The sequence below is a fragment of the Pandoraea sp. genome (genome assembly GCF_041919235.1).
GTDB lineage: Bacteria > Pseudomonadota > Gammaproteobacteria > Burkholderiales > Burkholderiaceae > Pandoraea.
Map to the genome: position 1 here is coordinate 70,507 of NZ_JAYRUC010000022.1, position 19,527 is coordinate 90,033.

18 protein-coding genes and 1 tRNA gene are annotated in these 19,527 nt (G+C 58.7%); 17 read left to right on the top strand and 2 right to left on the bottom strand.

Annotated elements, in window-relative coordinates; genetic code table 11:
- The first annotated feature begins 16 nt into the window (after positions 1-16).
- The 14 genes from ACE3UG_RS17405 to ACE3UG_RS17470 all read left to right on the top strand — a co-directional run bounded on the left by ACE3UG_RS17405 (position 17) and on the right by ACE3UG_RS17470 (position 13,638).
- Positions 17-1,030 (top strand): class 1 fructose-bisphosphatase, encoded by a 1,014-nt coding sequence (locus tag ACE3UG_RS17405; RefSeq protein ID WP_374626169.1) that lies wholly within the window; start codon positions 17-19, stop codon positions 1,028-1,030.
- Positions 1,031-1,211: 181 nt separating this feature from the next.
- Positions 1,212-1,287 (top strand) — tRNA-Thr (locus ACE3UG_RS17410).
- Positions 1,288-1,472: 185 nt separating this feature from the next.
- The gene (locus ACE3UG_RS17415) at positions 1,473-2,720 is read left to right on the top strand and encodes a tyrosine-type recombinase/integrase (RefSeq protein WP_374626171.1); all 1,248 of its coding nucleotides are present in this window, start codon (positions 1,473-1,475) and stop codon (positions 2,718-2,720) included.
- 97 nt (positions 2,721-2,817) lie between these two features.
- On the top strand, positions 2,818-4,470 hold the full coding sequence (locus ACE3UG_RS17420) for an anti-phage dCTP deaminase (RefSeq protein ID WP_374626173.1): 1,653 nt from the start codon (positions 2,818-2,820) through the stop codon (positions 4,468-4,470).
- A 734-nt stretch (positions 4,471-5,204) separates the two neighbouring features.
- Positions 5,205-5,831 (top strand): hypothetical protein, encoded by a 627-nt coding sequence (locus tag ACE3UG_RS17425; protein WP_374626175.1) that lies wholly within the window; start codon positions 5,205-5,207, stop codon positions 5,829-5,831.
- Positions 5,832-5,948: 117 nt separating this feature from the next.
- A complete protein-coding gene (locus ACE3UG_RS17430; RefSeq protein ID WP_374626177.1) occupies positions 5,949-6,245 on the top strand; it encodes a hypothetical protein in 297 nt (98 codons plus the stop codon).
- A 25-nt stretch (positions 6,246-6,270) separates the two neighbouring features.
- Complete coding sequence (locus ACE3UG_RS17435) at positions 6,271-6,531, top strand: hypothetical protein (RefSeq protein ID WP_374626179.1); 261 nt, start codon at positions 6,271-6,273, stop codon at positions 6,529-6,531.
- Positions 6,532-6,850: 319 nt separating this feature from the next.
- Positions 6,851-7,105 carry a hypothetical protein gene (locus ACE3UG_RS17440; RefSeq protein WP_374626181.1) on the top strand — a complete coding sequence of 85 codons (255 nt, stop codon included), beginning with the start codon at positions 6,851-6,853 and terminating at the stop codon, positions 7,103-7,105.
- A gap of 483 nt (positions 7,106-7,588) precedes the next feature.
- Positions 7,589-9,337 (top strand): hypothetical protein, encoded by a 1,749-nt coding sequence (locus ACE3UG_RS17445; RefSeq protein ID WP_374626183.1) that lies wholly within the window; start codon positions 7,589-7,591, stop codon positions 9,335-9,337.
- Between the two features lie 7 nt (positions 9,338-9,344).
- On the top strand, positions 9,345-9,644 hold the full coding sequence (locus tag ACE3UG_RS17450; protein ID WP_374626185.1) for a DUF2523 family protein: 300 nt from the start codon (positions 9,345-9,347) through the stop codon (positions 9,642-9,644).
- A gap of 4 nt (positions 9,645-9,648) precedes the next feature.
- Positions 9,649-10,713 (top strand): zonular occludens toxin domain-containing protein, encoded by a 1,065-nt coding sequence (locus ACE3UG_RS17455; RefSeq protein WP_374626187.1) that lies wholly within the window; start codon positions 9,649-9,651, stop codon positions 10,711-10,713.
- Positions 10,710-12,410, top strand: a complete 1,701-nt coding sequence (locus tag ACE3UG_RS17460; protein ID WP_374626189.1) for a type II secretion system protein GspD — start codon at positions 10,710-10,712, stop codon at positions 12,408-12,410. The genes ACE3UG_RS17455 and ACE3UG_RS17460 overlap by 4 nt, the downstream gene beginning before the upstream one ends.
- Positions 12,411-12,530: 120 nt before the next feature.
- A complete protein-coding gene (locus ACE3UG_RS17465) occupies positions 12,531-13,307 on the top strand; it encodes a hypothetical protein (protein WP_374626191.1) in 777 nt (258 codons plus the stop codon).
- 49 nt (positions 13,308-13,356) lie between these two features.
- Positions 13,357-13,638 carry a helix-turn-helix transcriptional regulator gene (locus ACE3UG_RS17470; protein WP_374626205.1) on the top strand — a complete coding sequence of 94 codons (282 nt, stop codon included), beginning with the start codon at positions 13,357-13,359 and terminating at the stop codon, positions 13,636-13,638.
- A 329-nt stretch (positions 13,639-13,967) separates the two neighbouring features.
- Here the strand turns inward: ACE3UG_RS17470 and ACE3UG_RS17475 are convergent, their stop codons facing one another.
- On the bottom strand, positions 13,968-14,636 hold the full coding sequence (locus tag ACE3UG_RS17475) for a DUF1415 domain-containing protein (protein ID WP_374626193.1): 669 nt from the start codon (positions 14,634-14,636) through the stop codon (positions 13,968-13,970).
- A complete protein-coding gene (locus ACE3UG_RS17480; protein WP_374626195.1) occupies positions 14,608-14,763 on the bottom strand; it encodes a hypothetical protein in 156 nt (51 codons plus the stop codon). The genes ACE3UG_RS17475 and ACE3UG_RS17480 overlap by 29 nt, the downstream gene beginning before the upstream one ends.
- A gap of 32 nt (positions 14,764-14,795) precedes the next feature.
- Here ACE3UG_RS17480 and ACE3UG_RS17485 point away from each other — a divergent pair, with 32 nt between their 5' ends.
- The 3 genes from ACE3UG_RS17485 (at position 14,796) to hmpA (ending at position 19,405) form a co-directional block, all read left to right on the top strand.
- On the top strand, positions 14,796-16,004 hold the full coding sequence (locus ACE3UG_RS17485; protein ID WP_374626197.1) for a hypothetical protein: 1,209 nt from the start codon (positions 14,796-14,798) through the stop codon (positions 16,002-16,004).
- Between the two features lie 318 nt (positions 16,005-16,322).
- Complete coding sequence (locus ACE3UG_RS17490; protein ID WP_374626199.1) at positions 16,323-18,002, top strand: hypothetical protein; 1,680 nt, start codon at positions 16,323-16,325, stop codon at positions 18,000-18,002.
- 200 nt (positions 18,003-18,202) lie between these two features.
- Positions 18,203-19,405: an NO-inducible flavohemoprotein gene (hmpA, locus tag ACE3UG_RS17495; protein ID WP_374626201.1), complete on the top strand. Its 1,203-nt coding sequence runs from the start codon at positions 18,203-18,205 to the stop codon at positions 19,403-19,405.
- The last annotated feature ends 122 nt before the right edge of the window (positions 19,406-19,527 follow it).

The following is a 19,527-nucleotide window of genomic DNA, read 5'->3' on the forward strand; positions in this document are numbered from 1 at the left end:
TTTTCCGGAGGCCCACATGCGGCGCAAGACCCTGACCCAATATCTCATCGAACAGCAGCGGGAGTTCGACAACATTCCTGCGGAGCTGCGTCTGCTGATCGAAGTCGTCGCGCGTGCGTGCAAGACCATCAGCCATGCCGTGTCCAAGGGCGCGCTTGGTGGCGTGCTGGGCAGCGCCGGCAGCGAGAACGTCCAGGGCGAAGTACAGAAGAAGCTCGACGTGATCTCCAACGAGATCATGCTTGAGGCGAACGAATGGGGCGGTCATCTTGCGGCAATGGCGTCGGAGGAGATGGAAGATGTCTTCCATATCCCGAACCGTTATCCGCAGGGCGAATATCTGCTGATGTTCGATCCGCTCGACGGCTCGTCGAACATCGACGTGAACGTGTCGATCGGTACGATCTTCTCCGTGCTGCGTTGCCCGGAAGGCGTGACGGATCCGACGGAAAAGGACTTTCTGCAACCGGGCACGCAACAGGTCGCGGCAGGTTATGCGGTGTATGGCCCGCAGACGGTGCTGGTCCTGACGACCGGGCACGGCGTGAATTGCTTCACGTTGGATCGCGAGATGGGTTCGTGGGTGCTCACGCAGGAAGGCATGCGCATTCCGGAAGACACGAAGGAATTCGCTATCAACATGTCGAACGAGCGCCATTGGTACGCGCCGGTGCAGCGTTATGTCGGTGAACTGCTGGAGGGCAAGGAAGGCGTGCGCGGCAAGGATTTCAACATGCGCTGGATCGCCTCGATGGTGGCGGACGTGCATCGCATTCTCACGCGCGGTGGTGTGTTCATGTACCCGGCCGACAAGCGCGAACCGGACAAGCCGGGCAAGCTGCGCATCATGTACGAGGCCAACCCGATGAGCTTCCTGGTGGAGCAGGCGGGCGGCGCAGCAACGAACGGCGTGCAACGCATACTCGAGATTCAACCGAAGAAGCTGCACGAGCGCGTGGCCGTGTTCCTCGGCTCGAAGCATGAGGTCGAGCGAGTGACCGGCTATCACCACGAAGCGAACGCGAAGTAAGGCGGGGTGGGAGCGTCGCCGCGAATGCCGTGCGTGGTCGAAAAATCCCGGATAAGACACGAAGCGCAGGATTTCTGCAGTTTCAAGGATTTACGCGTAACGCACGCAGAGACAGCAAAAAATCTCTGAAAAAAGTGGTGACAATCGCGGAAATTCTGCTATTATCTCACTTCTTCGCAGCGCCGGAGTAGCTCAGTCGGTAGAGCAGCTCATTCGTAATGAGAAGGTCGGGGGTTCGATTCCTCTCTCCGGCACCAGCGACTTAAATCGTTGGGTATGACGAAGTCCTAAAAACCCGCATAAGCATTAGCTTTGCGGGTTTTTTGTTATCTCGCGAGGTACCATGCAATGCCCCCTAATCTCGACCAATCTGGGGGCATTTTTGGGGGCATAACGGAGCCCCCTGCGACCGATGCCCCCAAACCGGCATGGAGTCGTAATCATGGCATTAACAGACGCTGAAGCTCGCACAGCGAAACCAACGCAAAAAACGTATCGACTTGCCGACGCCAACGGCATGTATCTCGAAGTCTCCCCCGGCGGCGCAAAGTACTGGCGATGGAAATATAGATTCGCCGGGAAGGAAAAGCGTCTAGCGCTGGGTCTGTATCCGAATGTCTCCCTAGCAGAAGCACGACGTGCCCGAGACGAAGCTCGGATGCAACTTGCTGACGGCATAGATCCGGGTGAAGCGAGGAAGGCGGAGAAACGCACCGCTCGCCTGAATTCTGAGAATTGCTTTGAAGCCGTAGCTCGCGAGTGGCACGCTAGATATGCGCCGAACTGGACTGACGGTTACGCGCAGAAAGTTCTGCGACGACTATCGCTGTATGCATTTCCATGGCTTGGTGGACGTCCGATTGCGGAGTTGGAAGCCGTGGAGGTATTGGACGCGTTAAGGCGCGTGGAGAAGCGCGGCAAGCTGGAAACTGCGCATCGTCTTCGAGTCAACATCGGTCAAGTGATGCGGTACGCGGTTGCCACAGCACGAGCCAAGCGCGATGTAACGGTAGACCTGCGCGGCGCCCTGGCACCGATCCAGACAACGCACTTCGCGGCCATTACAGACCCCACCGAGCTTGGCCACCTTCTTCGAGCTATAGACGGCTACACGGGGACATTCCCGGTGCTCTGCGCGCTCAAGCTTTCTCCCCTCCTCTTCCAGCGCCCCGGCGAGTTGCGACAAGCTGAATGGATTGAATTCAACCTCGACTCGGCTACGTGGGAAGTGCCAAGCATTCGAATGAAGCGAATAAAGTCCGCGAAGCTCCGGGGAGCAGCGCATATCGTCCCGCTGCCGAGTCAGGCAGTCACAATACTCCGCGAGCTTCAAGCTTTGACCGGCAGCGGAAGATATCTCTTCCCGAGCGCACGCACCGCAGAACGCCCGATGAGCGATAACGCATTGAACGCAGCCCTGCGACGGCTCGGATATGACAACGAAACAATGACGGGGCACGGCTTTCGCGCGACCGCGAGAACTATTCTTGACGAGATTCTAAACGTCCCCGTGGTTGCAATCGAAGCTCAATTAGCCCACACAGTGCGTGACCCTCTCGGCCGCGCCTACAACCGCACATCGCACGTCCCACAACGTAGGGCAATGATGCAGCTATGGGCAGACTATCTTTGCAAATTGCGTGCAGGCTGTGCTCATGCGCCGGCGAATAATGACCAGCCAATTCGTTAGATTTTTCATTGCAACCAAGGAAACTCCGTGATATACGGAAATATCAACTCATATTCACCGAAAGAATTAAAAAAATTTACGCTAGGGGATTTTCCGAATGGCAACTCTGTCGAGTGAAGTAGCAATACCAATTCCAACTTTTGATAAACGTCAACAAGCCTCGAATCAATCATCTACCATAGGCTTTGCAATTCCGAAGCTAAAGGAGAGATACACCGACGAGCTTGTCATCGCCCTTGTCGGTCCAGTGGGCTCAGGCTGCACCACCGTTGCCACGCTGTTAGCCGATACCTTCCAAAGGGAATATGCTTACGCTGTCGAACGCTATAGGATGAGCGATTACATCGGCGAATACGCAAATTTGGTTGATGAGTCGGTAGATCCAAATCTTCAAGGGTCAGAGCGGGTACGCCACCTTCAGAAAGTGGGGGACAAACTACGAAAGACATTCGATCCCGGCTATCTTGCGGCGAAAGTAATCGAAAAAATTGCTGAAGTACGAGCACAGGTCGGTACAGCACAAACAGCAGAGGGCTTAGACGTAGCCATCAGTCAGCGAAGAGTCCACATAATCGATTCGCTCAAGAACCCTAGCGAGTTGCAGTTACTACGGAGAACCTACGGAAACATGTTGTGGGTGTTCGGTGTTTTCGCGCCGGAATCAGTGAGAAAGGAACGGCTGGTCCACGCACAGAAGTTGGATCTGGCAAGTCTTGAATTGATAATTTCAACCGACTACAGTGAGGTTGGTGATCACGGTCAAAGTGTCAAAGACGTTTTCCACGAGGCAGATTTCTTTGTTCGGAATGATAGGTCTACCGAAGAGGACGTTAAGAAGGCTTTGGGGCGGTACCTCGAAATACTTTTTGGCTATCCGGTACATACGCCGACTACCGACGAATCCGCTATGTATGCTGCGCATGCAGAAGCATCAAAATCAGCATGTATGTCTCGGCAAGTAGGTGCCTCGATCACATCTGCCGCAGGGGAAATTATCGGGCTTGGCAGAAATGACGTTCCGAGATTTGGAGGCGGATTGTATGGTGAGGATGCTTCGGGGCCAGACAATCGATGCTACAAATGGACAGGGAAATGCTGTCACAACGATCAAAAAAAAGAGGCTCTGTACGAGGAAATTGCAAAACGACTTGCTGACAGCGGCTTGCTTGCTAAGTCTGCGGATAAATCGGCTGTTATCAGCGAGCTAAAACAGACTGCCGTAAAACAGCTAATCGAATATTCGAGAGCTGTCCACGCAGAAATGGATGCTATTGTCTCGGTTGCCCGATCGAACAAAGCAGGACTCAGTGGCGGCACTCTATATGCGACCACGTTTCCGTGCCACTCTTGCGCTCGACATATAGTTGCGAGCGGCATTGCACGCGTCTTGTACATCGAGCCATATCCGAAAAGCTTGGCCCTTGATCTACATCGAGACGCTGTTTCGGAAGACCAACACATGGCACCTGAAATGGTTGTGTTCTTACAGTACTCCGGCGTTGCCCCGAAAAACATGCTGCCTTTGTTCAAGTCCAAGTTGACACGCAAGGATAGCGATGGAAAACTGCGAGAGTTCGACAAACGCACTGCATCCCCGTTAGTAGCTGTCTCGTTGGATGACTTCCCAACCCACGAGAAATACGTCATCGCGGAGTATGCAAAACATGAAGAAAATGCAAAGCAACAAAGACAGGCAACTCTCTTTGGATCTGGATCCTCAGATGCTGACAGCCCCTCCGCGCCCTCATGAGAAGTTGGTATCGTCATCCGTTGTGCGTTTCCCCACCAGCAGCTTGACGACGTCCTTCCAGCGGCATGTCATCAGCCAATTGGTTCGCACAAAGGTCATTGTTAAATAGGCCCACGACCGGAGATCTCGGAATGCACCAATTTTGTGCATTCCTCTTAGTAGTCGTTGCGGCTGTATAGCTCCTCGCAGACCTCACCGTTGCGCCGTAACAACGTGTGGTACCTGCGACACAAGCATTCCGCTATCGGATATCGCCCCACATTTGTTGAATAACCGGCCGTTCGCTCTACGCCCCCCTGCTTCTCCACCACCTGTCGTAAACCTTCCCTGCTTTTATCCAGCCTTCCTTATGGTCTGCAAGTCCCGAGCAATTCGCGCTAGTGTGGGCGAGGTGTGGCCGTTCGCCTCGTCCGTCTTCCCGGTCATCAGCCAATAAGCGTATTGGGGCCACACATTTCCGAGCGCTTCGAGCATGTCATCGCTTGCTCGCTGCTGTCCCCGAACTACGTTTTGCCAACGTCGTCCGTTTATTCCTGTGCGAGCCTCCATGTCGACCCAAGGCCGACGCGGGTCAAGCTCGACGTCGGCTAACTCCTTAATTCGCCCTCGCATTTCGGACTCATCCCAATCCCAATTTCAACGCCATCGACTAACATTTAGTCGTTGGCACATTGATTTGTTGTCCATACTTTTTCTGCCGAATCACGCGACCGTTTCCATATGGAGTTTGGCGAATGACCAGCAAACAAAAGCTCACCATCCTCGAAGTCACCCGACGTCAAGGCATATCCAGCAAGACTGGCCGTCCTTACGACATGCGCATCGCGGATTGCATCCTCTGGCAAACGACTAGCGAGGGAGACGACTCCGTTGTCGGCTTGGTCACGCTTCCCGACGTACTCAAAGATTCGCGCGAAGGCGAATACCTCGCGGAATTCGCTTTCGGACGATCATTTGAGGGCCAGCTTGTCCCGCGCATTGTCGCGTTGCAGCCCTTCGGAGATGGTGCCAACCCTACTTCTCCAATCGAAAAACAGAGGGTCTCTATCATCAACGTTGTACGACGCGAAGGCATATCCAGCAAAACCGGCCGTCCTTACGACATGCGTACTGCGCAATGCATCCTGTGGCCAAACTCGAGCGATGGCCCTCGGCGCATCGTTGGCACAATCACTCTTCCCGAGTTCGCCAAAGAAACCCCGAAGGGCGAGTACTTCGCAGAGTTCGCCATGACGCAGTCGATGGACTGTCACCTTGTCCCGCGCATTGTAGCGTTGCACCCCTACGTAAGTGACGCCCGCCCGACCGCTACTCCCAAGGCTACCGCCGCTGCGAAGGCTACCGCCACTGCCGCCGCATAGCTTTGCCTAGCCTCACGTCGTCTATCTAAAAGACGACAACCTGTAGTTCTATCCGGCCCCCCGCCAGATTCTTTGCACCGTCACCGCTGACCGGCCGTGATGGGATTGGGGGTTGCGATGCTTCACCAACTGTCTCTCGACCTATTCGGCGGCTTCTGTCCCGCTCGAATCAAACAGCGGCGTACGCCTCGCCCTCTCCCGATTGCCTACCGCCCGTGGCGTCAACTGCGCCTCAAGCTGCCTCTGCGTCGCCTCATCAAAGCCGGTAAGGGCTTCATCTGGACGCGTCCCGACGGCGTTCAGTTCGTGTGCAAAACCATGCGCGCGCTCGTCGCCCGAATCATGGATTACGACGGCCACCTGCTGCCCGCGTGCATGCGCTCGGCCATGAGCCAGTCGCTCAAGCGTCAATGACAGCCGCAACCGTATAGGTCCCGATATGACAGCCCCCACTGACCTTATCAACCGCACCGTGACCGCCACTGACGGCACGTGCATGTGTATCGCCCGCATTGGCGGCGTTCGCGCGGATGACACCGAACGCTTCGGCCGCATGCTCGAAGCCGCTGCACTGCTTTACGAAACCGTACAGGTTCTCGCCGGTGCGCTCGACCTTGCCTATGAAGCGCACGAGTTACCGCAACCGGCTTGCTCAAAGTTCGCGTGGCAGATCCTCAACAACATCAATCGTGGGGGATGACAGTGAGTGAACAAGCTATTCGCGTACTGAGCTGCACACCTGCTCGCAGTGCGGCGGTGGTAACGCCGACAGACCGTCAACTGTGCCCGCCCGAGAACGGCCAGCTATTCGCAGTTACGGCCACACCGCCCTCGCCATCCCCCACAAGTGGAACACCGCTCGACATTCAACAAATGGCGGGCTTCTGGACATTGGCCTTCACGATGGTCGTTGGACTGTATGTCGTGAGTGCCCATGTAGGCGCAGTTCTCGGCTTCATACGCCGGGGATAAGCCAGCGCGCCGGACGCACTCCGGTATTTACCAGTGAAGGAATCACTATGAAATTCAAAAACATGTTGCAGAAAGTGAAGCACGCGGGCGCAGTCGTGAGCGTCGCCGTACTGAGTGCTGCCCCGATGTATGCGCGAGCCGAAGATGCTCAAGCGCTCGGGTCCGACTTTTCGCAATTGACGAAGGCGATCAGCCTCGGGGACATCATTGCCGTACTGATGGGCGTCGGTTCGCTGTTTGCCGGTGTGTACGTGACGATGAAGGGTATCGGTCTCGTCATTCGACTGATTCGCGGTAACTGATCGAGCCACGGTGGGAAGCGATCCGGACGCTTCCCGGCAGCAACTGCAAGGGCCAAATCAATCAAACCTAGTACTACGTTCTGAACGAAGGGGCCGTACTCACCAAACGCATTCATCGAGGTTTTCTATGGATCAAAAGATGTTTGAGGACTTGCAAATTCTGATCTCCTACGCCGCGACACTGTCATTTATCGGCGGAATCTTTGGGGCGGTAATTGGCCAGTTCTTGATCGACGTTATGGACTGGCTGCGCAGAAGGTATGAGGCGCAGCGAAACGCAGACGGAAGTCCCACTGCGTGCCAAGAGCCTGCTCCAAAAAACGTTGCGTAGTTGTCGATGCAACACGATGTCTTTCGCAATCCGCCAGCCCATCCGCCACGCCAAGGACTCCCAATGCCCGCACAAGAACTTTGGAATTTGATGTTTTTCGCGTGGGGCATCGCCTGCGGATGGGCTGTCGTTCAAGGCTTGAGGAGCATGTGATGAAGAAGCTACTCATCGTGGCGCTCGGGTTCGCCTTTGTGATCAGCATTGCAAACGAGGTCCGCGCCATTCCGCTTGCCGCTGCGTACTCCACGCTCGTCATGAACCAGTCGGTTGCATTGGTCACGCAAAAGGCAGTGCAACGAGATGGGATTTCACCGGACGACGAGAGGCTCAACGCAACGTATAAGGCAATGGAGCGCGTTGCCACCGAACATGCCGAAACGTCGTTAGCTGAACGGATGTACATCGCAGCCGGTGCACCTACGTGGTTTGGGCTTGCAGCAACGCTATTGGGGGCGCAACTCGGTGAAATCGCGGTCGGCAAGTTTAAGAACATGGACGTGACCGTCACCGCCCCGTCCGCCAATGCAATCGAAGTCAAACGTAAGGTTGACGTACCGATCCCCGACCATCTGAAACCCTATGTCCCGCCGCATTACCCGCCGGTTAGTGTTGTCGCCAGTGAGGGACCATGGGAGGCGATGGTAGCGGCCGGAGCCAGGGTATACCGCGACTCATCGTGCATGGCCGGTGAGCCATGCGCAAAATTTCCCAAAGAGCCGTGGTCTTCCATGAGTCGCTTGGTCGACTGGTACTGGAGTTCATGGAGCGACATGACTGTCATTGCCCGCAGCCGTGAGCAGCTTGAGGAGTACTTGCGCATCTTCATGGAGGCAAAACTCCGCATCGGCGGGATAACCGCCAGAAACGTGCGCGTCCGAATTGCGGATGAACTCGACGCTAATGGGGTGCCCGTAAAGACATGGGCCTATCGTTCGTATGAATATGAGAAGTGCGAACAGGTGCAGAAGACGGTCGTGGACGTTTCAAAGAAGGAATGTCCAGATGTCGTAAAAGAATCACCGAATGCCATCGAGTGGCCTGCATGTACAAGAAAGGTCACGGAAGAGGTTTGCGCGTGGCAAGTGGCTCCGGAAGCGGATGGCTGGTCAGACGGATTAGCGCCCGGTCACATCCGTCCAGACGAGTTGGATATGAGCGGCTATGGCCTTCAGGAGCGGGCACGCACCTATAGCTCATTGGATGAAGCATATGCGGACCTCTCCGATGAAGAGAAGCGGCTCGACGTAAATCCCAAGTTAGTTGCCGACGTCGCGAATGCCCTGGCCCACAAAGCGAGTCAGCAAAAGGACTATCGCGGCGTGCCGTACCGATTGACGTCACCCATTACCCCGCAGGACGTGAAGGAATGGGTCGAGGGAAAGGGGCGCGGGGCGCTTCCTCAGTTGATTGACGTCTTTTCTCGTCCCGCGCCCGCTTATGAGCGAGTAGTGCCAATTCACGTCACGATAACGCCGGACAGAACGTGGCCCGATAGTCGCGTCACGACTGGTGGCCGTGACGGTGATCGTGGCGGTGATCGAGAAAAGACGAAAGACGGACAATCGAAAGACGTCAATGTCGTCAACACTCCAGGCGTTTACGTCAAAAACCCAGTCGAGATCGATCTCGGACAAGCGCCCGACGTCGGCGCTCCGCCCCTCGAATCTGCGCCGACGGCAGAGATGATCTTGTCCCCCATTCTCGGGTTGCTGTCCGATTTTAGAAAATGGACAGTGCCCGCACATACCGGTAGCTGTCCGCGCCCGAGCGTCACGATATTTCAACGCGAAATCCGAATGGACTCGATGTGCAAACTCGCAGAAGAACAGCGGGTTGCAATTCATCGCGTGATGCTTGCAGCTTTCGTTCTCGCTGCCTTGTTGCTCGTGTTGTCTGCGTGAGGTCGCCATGCCGCTATTCGCTATTCTTGTTGCTGCGCTTAACAGCGCCTTGGTATTTCTGCTGCGCTCAGTGCTGGTCAAATTCGGCACATTCTTCGCGCTATGGTTTATCACTACAGGCTTTATCGAGGTACTCCAGCGATCCGGTGTCTTGCCAAACGCGCGGGCGCTCGACAATGCATTCGGCGGCTTATCGAGTGATATGTGGTACTGGCTCGACTTGTTTGCCGTTCCGTCCGGCATGCCCATCATCGTGGGGGCAGCGGCAACCCGCTTTATCATCCGGCGCTTGCCGATTATCGGGTGACGCCATGGCCATCAATGCATACACCGGCCTGATGGGGTCCGGTAAAAGTTATGAGGTGGTCAGTAGCGTTATCGTGCCGGCTGTGATCGCAGGGCGACGTGTCGTGACCAACATCGACGGCATACAGCCTGACCTCATTCGCAAATACTGCATCGATGTTCATAAGGCCGACGAGGGCGCATTGGGCGAAATTGTCCCGGTGACGAATGACGATGTAACGCGAGAGGGCTTCTTTCCCGACGAGACCAAACCCGAATCTCCGTCCATTGTGAAGCCCGGCGACCTTGTCACCATCGACGAGGCGTGGAATTTCTGGTCAACCAGCGGCAAGCTTTCGCCGGAGCATATGCGCTTTTTTCGCATGCACCGTCATTACGTGCATCCGGACACTGGCATTGCATGCGATGTCGCTTTAATGATCCAGTCGATTGGCGATCTGCACCGCCAGTTGCGCGCCGTCGTGGAAATCACCTTCGTCACGAAGAAGCTCAAGGAACTGGGCTTCAACACGCGTTATCGCGTTGAGATGTATGAGGGTGGCAAAGTTACCAAGTTGAATCGGCTTGATACCTTCAACAAGACATATAGCAAGGCCGTTTTCCCTTTGTATCAATCGTACGCGGGCGGCAAGGGCAAAGAGAAGACCATCGACCGGCGTCAGAATCTGCTTAGCAACAAGCGGTTGTGGGGCTTAGCAATTGCCGTGGTTGCATCTTGGTCCATCGGCGGGACAATCGTCTGGCGGTACTTCCATCCGAGCGTCGACAATGCGGCAAAACCTGCCCAGACGCCGGGGTATGCGTCCGCAGAGGCCATGCGTGCTTCCGCCAGCGATGCGAACACGTCATCGCCAGCGCAAAGTGCCTTCAGCGCAGGGTGGCGAGTGGCCGGGCACTATACGGTCGGGGACGGTCGATATGTTGTTGTCGCCGACGGCACAGGACGCCTTCGCGTCGAGTCGCCATCGGTGTTTCAAAACAGCGGCATAGCTATCGTCGGTACGATCGATGGTGAGAGGGTAACGTCTTGGACAGGTGTCGCCCCGACAGGTAGAGGGGGCGTGCAATGAAATTCGCCCTGTGCACGCTGTTGAGCGTTGCAGCGCTGAGTGCTCACGCAGATGAATCCAAGATTGTCCAAGCCCCCATCGACTTTTCCGGTTTCCGTGAGCAAGAGGAGTACTCCCCGCTCGATCACTCGTCGCACCCGATGCTCGACGTTGAGCAAAAGCGGCAGGTGCAAAACGTCCCCCGCGGATCTCGACAACCAAAAATGACGGCTGGTGCGTTCGACTTCCAGCTTGTCAGTGTCTCGCAACTCATCACGCTGCTGTACGGCGAGGCGGTCAAGACACCGTACGTCATTGCACCGGAAGTGCTGCAAGACCAGCGACTAGTCTCTTTTCGCTACAACACGAAGCGCGGCGACCTGAAAGCGTTCCTCGCGCTATTTCTCGACTCGCTCGGCTTTTGCGTCGAGACACGATCAGGTGTCGACTTTGTTTTCAAGCGTCAGGAAGTCGATGCTGCCGTTGAGCCGAACCGCGACACGTTCGTCTATCACCCGCAGTATCGGGACACCGCATATCTTGCGCGTCTCACCAGTCCGCTGTTCCGTGGTCAATTCACCGTCAATCGATCCGTTTCCGCGCCGCCGGAAACTCGCGTCGGCGGCCAGGTGCCGGACGGCTCTGTGGCATCGTTGATCGACCAGCGCGGCGATACGTTGCTCTTTCACGGTACGCCTTCTGAGATCGCAGTGCTTAAGCACCTGCTCCCTCAGCTCGACACCCCTATGGGCGAAGTTAGCGTGCGTGCGGCCGCTTACGAAGTCGTCAATAGTTCCGAACGCGGCTCTGCCTTTCAACTCGCGCTGGATCTGCTCTCGAAGGGGCTCGGTATTGAGGTCTCTGTAGATGGGGACAAGTTCGGCAACGCAATCCGCTTGAAAGCGGGCGACTTCTCCACGGTCTTCTCGGCTTTGGCCAAGGACACCCGTTTTCAGGTCATCAACAGCCCGAACCTGCGCATTCGCTCCGGCGCTAGGGGCCGTCTCACGGTCGGCCAGAAGGTGCCTATCCTCAAGTCTGTGAGCTATCCGCGCGGTGGTGGTGAGCCGGTGCAATCGGTCGAATACCACTCGTCAGGTGTCATCTTCGAACTGGCCCCAACGGTCAAGGACCGAATCATTGATCTGCGAGTTACCCAGCAGATCAGTGACTTCGTGAAAACGACGACTGGCGTCAACAACTCGCCGACGCTCAACACCCGAGAAGTCAGCACTGAAATCAGTCTGCACGACGGTGACGTGATCCTCATGGGCGGTCTGACAACCAACAAGAGCACCGACAACCGCACGGGATTGGCGTTCCTGCCGCGCTTTCTGGACAGTCATAGCGACGCCACGTCGAACACGGAAATCCTGCTGATGCTCCAGGTGGAGCGCGTGAGGGAGTCTAGCGTCGGGAGTGTCGGCGCCGATGCCGAAGCCGAAGGTGCTCACGAGCCGCACCGCGAAGTCCGGACCGATGACGCGCGGCCCAGCGCGGCTCGCGCGACCGAGCAGCGGGTAGCACTGCCGACGTCGGCCGAAGCTGCAACGTCCATCGCACCTCCCCTCACTGAAGACCGCTTTGCCGTCAGTCCTGTGCGTGAAGTGGCGCAGATGTCAGAGAGGGCGACGCGTCGGCCGCCCCCGCCGCCCGCAGGGTCGAGGACGGCGGGGGCGCGCGAAGCGCGCCCCTATATTTATATCAGTAACACTTAACGTACAAACACCCGGCAAGCCCTGCCCGTAAAGGCAAGAACACTCCCCCCGAAAAAAGAAAGGCCCCGACCGCTGGAACGGTTCGAGGCCTGTACATCAACACGACAATTAGGAGTTGCCATGTTTGAGACAAGTGTAAGTGATTATCCCTTCCGCCGCGAATACGTCGTCGGTGGTCGCGACTTTGGCGATGGTCAGGTAGAAATCGTCGTTACGCAGTTCGACCGCTACATGCGGGCACAGCAGCTTCACATGATGCCCAAAGCGAAGCGCGGCGAATCCGAGAAGAAGGAAGACAACCGGCTCGTGGCAGCCAAGCGGGCCAAACAGCAGGTCAGATTTCGCTGCAAGGCCATGCACGCGGATCGCATGATCACGTTGACGTACCGGGAGAACATGGAGGACAAGGAACGCCTCAAACGCGACTTTGACAAGCTCCGGCGTCGTTTGGCGAAGCTCCATGACTTCCAGTATGTCGCCGTTCCCGAACGACAGATGCGCGGTGCGTGGCATCTGCACATCGCCGTGAAGGGACGCCAGAACTACCGAGTGCTGCGCGCGATCTGGATTTCAATCGTCGGGGACGACAACGGCTATGTCCGAGTTTCCAACCCGTTCCGTCAAAAGGGCTTGCGCCACAAGCTGGCCGCCTATCTGAGCAAGTACATCACGAAAGACTTTGCCGAACACGAGATGAACGAGAAGCGCTATTGGACCAGCAAGGGGATCGCGGTTCCTGAGCGGCAGCCTATCGCCCACATCCTTAACGACGAACCCGAAAAGGCCATCGTGACCGCTTTCGAAGCGGCGGAGGCGTGGGGCGCGAGGTTGGACGACTGTCAGGTGTTCTGGGACGACTGGCAGGGGTGTTTGTGGCTAGCTACCCGCGAGACATGACGCAAAACGTTCCCACTAGTTCAATCGCCCCAACCAATAGGAGCACATGATGCAAGCATCAACGAATTCAGCTACTCTCTCCAACGCCACACTGCCGAGTGTCGGTTTCGTCCGATTGCCTCAAGTTCTGGCCGCATTCCCTGTATCCCGGTCCGTTTGGCTCAGAGGAGTAAAGGAAGGACGATTCCCGAAGCCCGTTCACCTCGGCCCGCGTACTGTGGCATGGCGAGTTGAGGACATCAGGACACTGATCGGAACGGCCTCAGAGGGCACATTAGGGGGTGGGGGCATCGCTGGGGGCATCAGCAAAACCGGATTCGGCGAAGCCTGATGCCATAAGGCTTGCAGCGGGTTATTAGGTTCTTCTCTCCGCACCAGCGACTTCTTCAGTCCCTGGTCATGCAAGCAAGACGCAGTCCTTAGCAGTCAACAAGAAAGCCGCCCGAGTCAGTCGTGCGGCTTTTTTGTTTTCCCCCGCTCAGATCTCGCATCGTCGATCCAGTCAACGATACTGGGGGTGCTTCTGGGGGCATTTTTGGCGGCATTTCTGGGGGCATTTTCACCAGCGCCACGACCGATGCCCCCTACGCACCCCCAACAACGTCGTTGCCCCCATCGCCGACTTACCCTGGCCCGGGGGATATCGGACACGACACGGCGTCAGCCCTGCGCCGGTCCGTGCATGTCGTCGGCGCCCCCCGGTGCGTCATCGTGCTTCCCCTCGTCAGCGTCAGCCGACTGCGCCATCCAGGCGTGATAGCCCGCCACGCCCATCTGGCGCATGAGCGCTTCGTTGCGCTCAAAGATCGCCTCCGCCTCCGGGAAAGCCTCGACCGCACGATCGATACTCGACTCACGCAGCAAATGCAGAATCGGATACGGCGAGCGGTTGGTGTAGTTCTCCGCGTCGTCCGGCCCCGCACCTTCGAACTGATAGTCCGGGTGAAAACTCGCGATCTGCAATGCACCCTCGAGACGCTTCTGCCTGAGCATGCGCTCAGCAAAGAACAACGCGTCGTTGTAGTCGTGAAAATCGCGCAGCGCGCCCGGCACGATCAGCAGCGTCGTGTCGACCGCTTGCGGATCGGCATCGGCCAACCACTGCAACTCGCGTTCGAGATCGAGCATCACGCCCTCCCTATCGCGGGCCGCGCTCACCACGTAACGAATCTGGCCCTTGACGTGGACCGCCTTCGCAAATGGGCAAAGGTTCAGCCCGATCACGGCGCGCGTGAGCCAGTGGCGCGTCGCCGCGATCACGACCTCAGCGTCCTGAACCTCCGCAAATTGAGGTTGTGTTTCACGCACTGGGCAGGTTTTCTCCGGCATAGCGAGGCTTGGCGATCAATCGTTGAATACCGCATTGTAATTCGCTGCCGGCGCGCACCGTCATGTCCGCCACCGATAGCCCACCGGCACGAATGCCAAAACCGGCCTGCGGCATTTGCGCAAACATGCGGCTTTCCCACCGCCACGCGCCCAACGACCATGCCCGGCACAACGTCCATCCCGTCTCCCGTCGCCAGCAGTCCCGAACCCCTCTCGCCCACCTCTCCCCCGCTCATCGGGCTCAATCAGGACGACCGCCGCTACAACACCAATATCGCGCCGCTGGCCGCCATGACATTGAGTCAATTGCTCGACGCGCAGCGGTCCCGCAACTATCGCCAGCATGAAATCTGGAACACCCTGGTCAACGCGCAAACCTTTGCAGGCCGCGAGTTACGGCTCGCCTGCGAAAGCGCATCGCCCAACGGGCCCCTGTTCCTCGAAATGGTGACGCTGCTCACGACGCAGGAGCAAGATCGCACCCTGGATCGATTGGCCGACGCGGGCATCTTCCTCGTGCCGGGGCGCACGCATCAACTGCGCGCCGAGGATGCTGCGCTCATGCGCAGCGACGAAGGCCTCAAACTTTGGTTGCAGTACGCGGCCGCACCGACCTGCTTTCTGAGCGTATTCGACGGCTCCGACGTGTTCGGCGAAGCCACCACGAAAAACCGCTCGCGTATCGACAAAATCATCCGCGTGCTCATTGCGAGCGGCCGTGACGCCACCGACGCCTCGCCCTCGAACCCCACCGGCACGGCGCCTCGCAATCCACTCTCCCATTTGTGCGCACAGATCGCCCCGCAATGGTTGCGCAGACTGCTTCAACTCGGCGCCTGCCCCAATCAGATGAATGACCAGGGCATGCCGTTGGCGGTGGTTGCCATGCGCGCCCAGGCGCTGCGTCTGTATACCGCCGGTCACGACCCCCTGGATCCGCATGACTCGCTACGCCAACTTGCGCAACTCTTCAGGCGACACGGCGGCGATCTGGCGCAACCGAACCGCGACGGCGTGCCGGCCGCCGCAATGCTCAGTCTTCATGGGCTTTGCGGCGCCGCCGAGGCCTTACTCGCCGCGGGGGCCGACCCGAACACCCTCGACAGGAACGGCAACACGCTCATGCACCATCTTGCCCACGTCGTTCGCTTGCGCGACACACCGGCAAGGATCGACTGCGCCCATCTCGCCCATTACGCCCTCATCGTCGCGTCGCGCTACGACGGCGATCTGACCCGCACCAACAACGCAGGACAATCCGCGCGTTCGCTGATCCCGGAGCCACTCCCCATGGCCCAGCAGATCAGCAGCCCGTTCCTCGACACGGTTCGCAATACAGCCATTCGGCGGATCAGAACACTCATCTAACCGCCTTCGCGGCACGGAATCGGCCGTCCATCCGGCGGCAACGGAATCGCGGCGGCCATCGTCATGCCCGGTTATGTCCGCTTATGTCCGCTTATGCCCGGTTATGTCCGGTTATGTCCGGCAACGTCGTGCCGCACGCGCAACGTTTCCTCCCTTCACGCCACCAGGTCACCCACGTCACCGATGCCTCGATCCCCGCTGGCCCCGCCGCCCGCTTACACCGTCGCCCCGCTTCCAACGCGCACGACACTGCCCAGCACGTCCGGGCGCAACCCGAACGATTCGGCCGCCGCCAATGCTTTGCCGTCCGTGTCCGACATGACGCTCGATCGCCTCCTTGTCGCCAAACGAGACCTGCAATGCTCGCCGAAGCAGGTCTGGGAAACGTTGATGAACCTGGGTACGACCGCAGGTCGCGAACTGCGCGACAGTTGTCTGGTCGCCAACGCAGCGCATCCCGAGCAAATGGCCTTTTCAATGGCCACGCTCTTCTGTACGTCGGCACAGGAGCGCACCATCGAGAAACTCGACGACGTGGGCATCTTCTTCGACCGGACGCGACGCGATCATTTGACGCCCGACGATGCGTCGTTGCTGTTAAGCGACGAGGGATTGCAGCTTTGGCTCCGGTTTGCCGCGTCGCCATCGGCCTACATCAGCGTGTTTGTCGACTCGATTCTGAACGAGACATTCGCCGCCGAACCATCGGGCTCACTGGCCGCCGCGCTAAGGGTGCTGGTCGCCAGCGGCCGTGACACGACCAACGACGTCGCAGCGTCCGACGTCCCCGGGAATGTCTACCTCCCGCTCGCGCATCTGTGCAGTCAGGTCGCCCCCGAATGGCTGCCGTCATTGTTGACGTTCGGCACCGACGCCAATCAGCGCACCGCAGGCGGTGTGCCGCTGGTGGCGACCGCCCTGGCGGCGCAAGCCCACCGCATGTACCTGGAAGGCCACGATCTCCTGTTCCCGCACGCGTCGCTTTACCGGCTCGGCGCCATGCTCCAGGCGCACGGCGCCAATCTGTCGCAGCGGTCCCGAACAGGGTCCCCGCCGGTCATGTTGCTCGCGCTGAACGGCTATTGCGCAGCGGCGGAGACTCTGCTCGCGCTCGGCGCAGGCAACGAAACCGCAGATCAGAACGGCAATACGCTCATGCACTATCTCGCGGCACTCACGCATCTCCGGCAGCACGCCGTCTCCGCCTTCTTCCAACTCAACCTCGCATTGCGTTTCGGCGGCGATCCCGATGCGCCCAACCATGAAGGGACGACCGCAACGTCGCTACTCGCCGAGAGTCTCTCGCAGTACCTGCGGCTGAGTAAATCGATGATTGCGCACGCACGGGAAGCCGCGCAGCGTATCTTGCCGACGGTGCCTACAGTGCAGACGGCGCATACGGCGCACACGGCGCGTACCGCAACCGCCCCCGCGCCGCCGTGCGCGCCAAGCGCCGACGTGCCGCCCTTCGTCGCTGCGATGGCCGGGGAGGCTCGTCGGCTCTGCGAACAGGGGCACGACCCGCTGCTTCCGCACGTTGCGCTCTTTGAGTTGGGTATGTCCTTCGAGCGCGATGGCATCGACATCGGACAACGCCATCCAGACGGCACGCCCCCCGTGATGTGGTTGACCCGGCATGGATACTGCGGGGCAGCGGAAGTACTGCTCGCGCTGAACGCGAATGCCAACGCCCCCGACCAAGACGGCAATACGCTCATGCACGCCCTTGCGGACGCGACGCGCGCCCCTGAAAACGCCATTCTCTTCGTCTACATGCTCACGGCGGCATTGCGTTACGGCGGAGACCCCACCCAGACCAATCGATCCGGGCAGACGCCACTCTCGTTCCTGTGCGCCGACCGTATCCGCTTCGTGCGCGCCTCCTTCGCTTTCGTCACCGAGACTCGCAAGAGCGCACAGCGCAAGGCCGCCAACTATCGGCAATCCACCGCCCACTCGCCGATCGCATTCATGCGACATTCCGCCGCACCCCAATAACATGCATTTAATTTACATCTTATAATGCCCTCGCCGGGTCCCTGACGTTGTTGTCGTGTTGTGAGCCCTGGGGCACCGGCGACCGAATACCGCACCGAGAATCCTCCGCACATCGAGATCTGTCGGTGCCAATGGAATACCCACACGTGCGACATAAAAGATGCATTTTATTTGCATCTTATAAACCCAGGAGTTTTGCCATGCTTTCCGCAGCTTCCCGTCCCTACATCGATGCGAGCGTTCCGGTCCTGCGCGAACACGGTCTCGCGATCACACGTCATTTCTACGCAAGCATGTTCGAAGCGCATCCCGAGTTGCGCAATCTCTTCAACATGGGGAACCAGGCCAGCGGCGCGCAGCAGCAATCACTCGCTTCGGCCGTGTTCGCCTATGCCGCGAACATCGACAACGCCGCAGCGCTCGGGCCGGTGCTCGAGCGCATAGTGCACAAGCACGTCTCAGTCGGCATTACGCCGTCGCATTACCCGATCGTCGGGCGCCATCTGCTTGGCGCCATCAAGGACGTGCTGGGCGACGCCGCCACGCCCGAACTCATCGCCGCATGGGACGAAGCCTACTGGTTGCTCGCCGGTGAACTGATCGCCGCCGAGGCCCGGTTGTCCGAGCGCACGCACGCGCCGCTGGGCACGCTGCGCGAATTGGTCGTGGCCGACGTCGACCGTGAAACCGATCACATCGTGTCGTATTACCTGCGCACGCCCGAGGGGGGCTCGCCGGGTGAGTTCTCCCCCGGACAATATGTGAGCGTGTCGGTAACGCTGCCCGACGGCCTGCAACAGCGCCGTCAATACAGCCTGTCCGACGCACCCGACGCGCCGCACTGGCGCATTACCGTCAAGCGCGAAGACGCCGCCGACACGAAGCCCGCCGGCCAGGTCTCGAACTGGCTGCACGCCCATCTGAAAGCCGGCGACCGCATTCTCGTCAGCCCGCCCTACGGCGAATTCACAACCCCGCTCGACGCTGCACGCCCGCTCGTGCTGCTCAGCGCAGGCGTCGGCATTACGCCGATGATGTCGATGGTGGCCGCGCTGGCCGCCAAGGGCTCGCGACGCGAGATTGTCTTCGCGCATGCCGCTCGACATGGCTCGCACGTTGCATTGCGTCGCCATCTGGCATTCGCCGCGACGCAACTGCCGCATCTGAGCGTCGCAACGTTCTTCGAAACGCCGCAAAGTAGCGAGCGTGAAGGCACCGACTACTCGTTCGCAGGCCGGATGGACATCTCGCGCCTCGCATTGCCGGCCAACGCCGACTACCTGCTGTGCGGCCCCGTGCCGTTCATGCAGACGCAATGGCGCGCCCTGCGCGACGCCGGCGTGCCTGCCGAACGCCTGCACCGTGAAGTCTTCGGCCCCGACGCCCTGGACCATCTGCTCTAAGCCAACGCGACACCACACAGCACAAGGCCCCCGATATTTCGGGGGCCTTGTCGCAATTCGGCACCGCAGCGCGGCGACATGGACCTCAGTCGATCAACGCGCCCGATGCGTCATAGAACGGA

What these genes read in the sequence shown, in the direction of transcription:
- ACE3UG_RS17405 (WP_374626169.1), top strand. Translation starts at nt 17, where the DNA reads ATGCGGCGCAAGACCCTGACCCAATATCTCATCGAACAGCAGCGGGAG.
- ACE3UG_RS17415 (WP_374626171.1), top strand. Translation starts at nt 1,473, where the DNA reads ATGGCATTAACAGACGCTGAAGCTCGCACAGCGAAACCAACGCAAAAA.
- ACE3UG_RS17420 (WP_374626173.1), top strand. Translation starts at nt 2,818, where the DNA reads ATGGCAACTCTGTCGAGTGAAGTAGCAATACCAATTCCAACTTTTGAT.
- ACE3UG_RS17425 (WP_374626175.1), top strand. Translation starts at nt 5,205, where the DNA reads ATGACCAGCAAACAAAAGCTCACCATCCTCGAAGTCACCCGACGTCAA.
- ACE3UG_RS17430 (WP_374626177.1), top strand. Translation starts at nt 5,949, where the DNA reads ATGCTTCACCAACTGTCTCTCGACCTATTCGGCGGCTTCTGTCCCGCT.
- ACE3UG_RS17435 (WP_374626179.1), top strand. Translation starts at nt 6,271, where the DNA reads ATGACAGCCCCCACTGACCTTATCAACCGCACCGTGACCGCCACTGAC.
- ACE3UG_RS17440 (WP_374626181.1), top strand. Translation starts at nt 6,851, where the DNA reads ATGAAATTCAAAAACATGTTGCAGAAAGTGAAGCACGCGGGCGCAGTC.
- ACE3UG_RS17445 (WP_374626183.1), top strand. Translation starts at nt 7,589, where the DNA reads ATGAAGAAGCTACTCATCGTGGCGCTCGGGTTCGCCTTTGTGATCAGC.
- ACE3UG_RS17450 (WP_374626185.1), top strand. Translation starts at nt 9,345, where the DNA reads ATGCCGCTATTCGCTATTCTTGTTGCTGCGCTTAACAGCGCCTTGGTA.
- ACE3UG_RS17455 (WP_374626187.1), top strand. Translation starts at nt 9,649, where the DNA reads ATGGCCATCAATGCATACACCGGCCTGATGGGGTCCGGTAAAAGTTAT.
- ACE3UG_RS17460 (WP_374626189.1), top strand. Translation starts at nt 10,710, where the DNA reads ATGAAATTCGCCCTGTGCACGCTGTTGAGCGTTGCAGCGCTGAGTGCT.
- ACE3UG_RS17465 (WP_374626191.1), top strand. Translation starts at nt 12,531, where the DNA reads ATGTTTGAGACAAGTGTAAGTGATTATCCCTTCCGCCGCGAATACGTC.
- ACE3UG_RS17470 (WP_374626205.1), top strand. Translation starts at nt 13,357, where the DNA reads ATGCAAGCATCAACGAATTCAGCTACTCTCTCCAACGCCACACTGCCG.
- ACE3UG_RS17475 (WP_374626193.1), bottom strand. Translation starts at nt 14,636, where the DNA reads ATGCCGGAGAAAACCTGCCCAGTGCGTGAAACACAACCTCAATTTGCG.
- ACE3UG_RS17480 (WP_374626195.1), bottom strand. Translation starts at nt 14,763, where the DNA reads ATGTTTGCGCAAATGCCGCAGGCCGGTTTTGGCATTCGTGCCGGTGGG.
- ACE3UG_RS17485 (WP_374626197.1), top strand. Translation starts at nt 14,796, where the DNA reads ATGCCCGGCACAACGTCCATCCCGTCTCCCGTCGCCAGCAGTCCCGAA.
- ACE3UG_RS17490 (WP_374626199.1), top strand. Translation starts at nt 16,323, where the DNA reads ATGACGCTCGATCGCCTCCTTGTCGCCAAACGAGACCTGCAATGCTCG.
- hmpA (WP_374626201.1), top strand. Translation starts at nt 18,203, where the DNA reads ATGCTTTCCGCAGCTTCCCGTCCCTACATCGATGCGAGCGTTCCGGTC.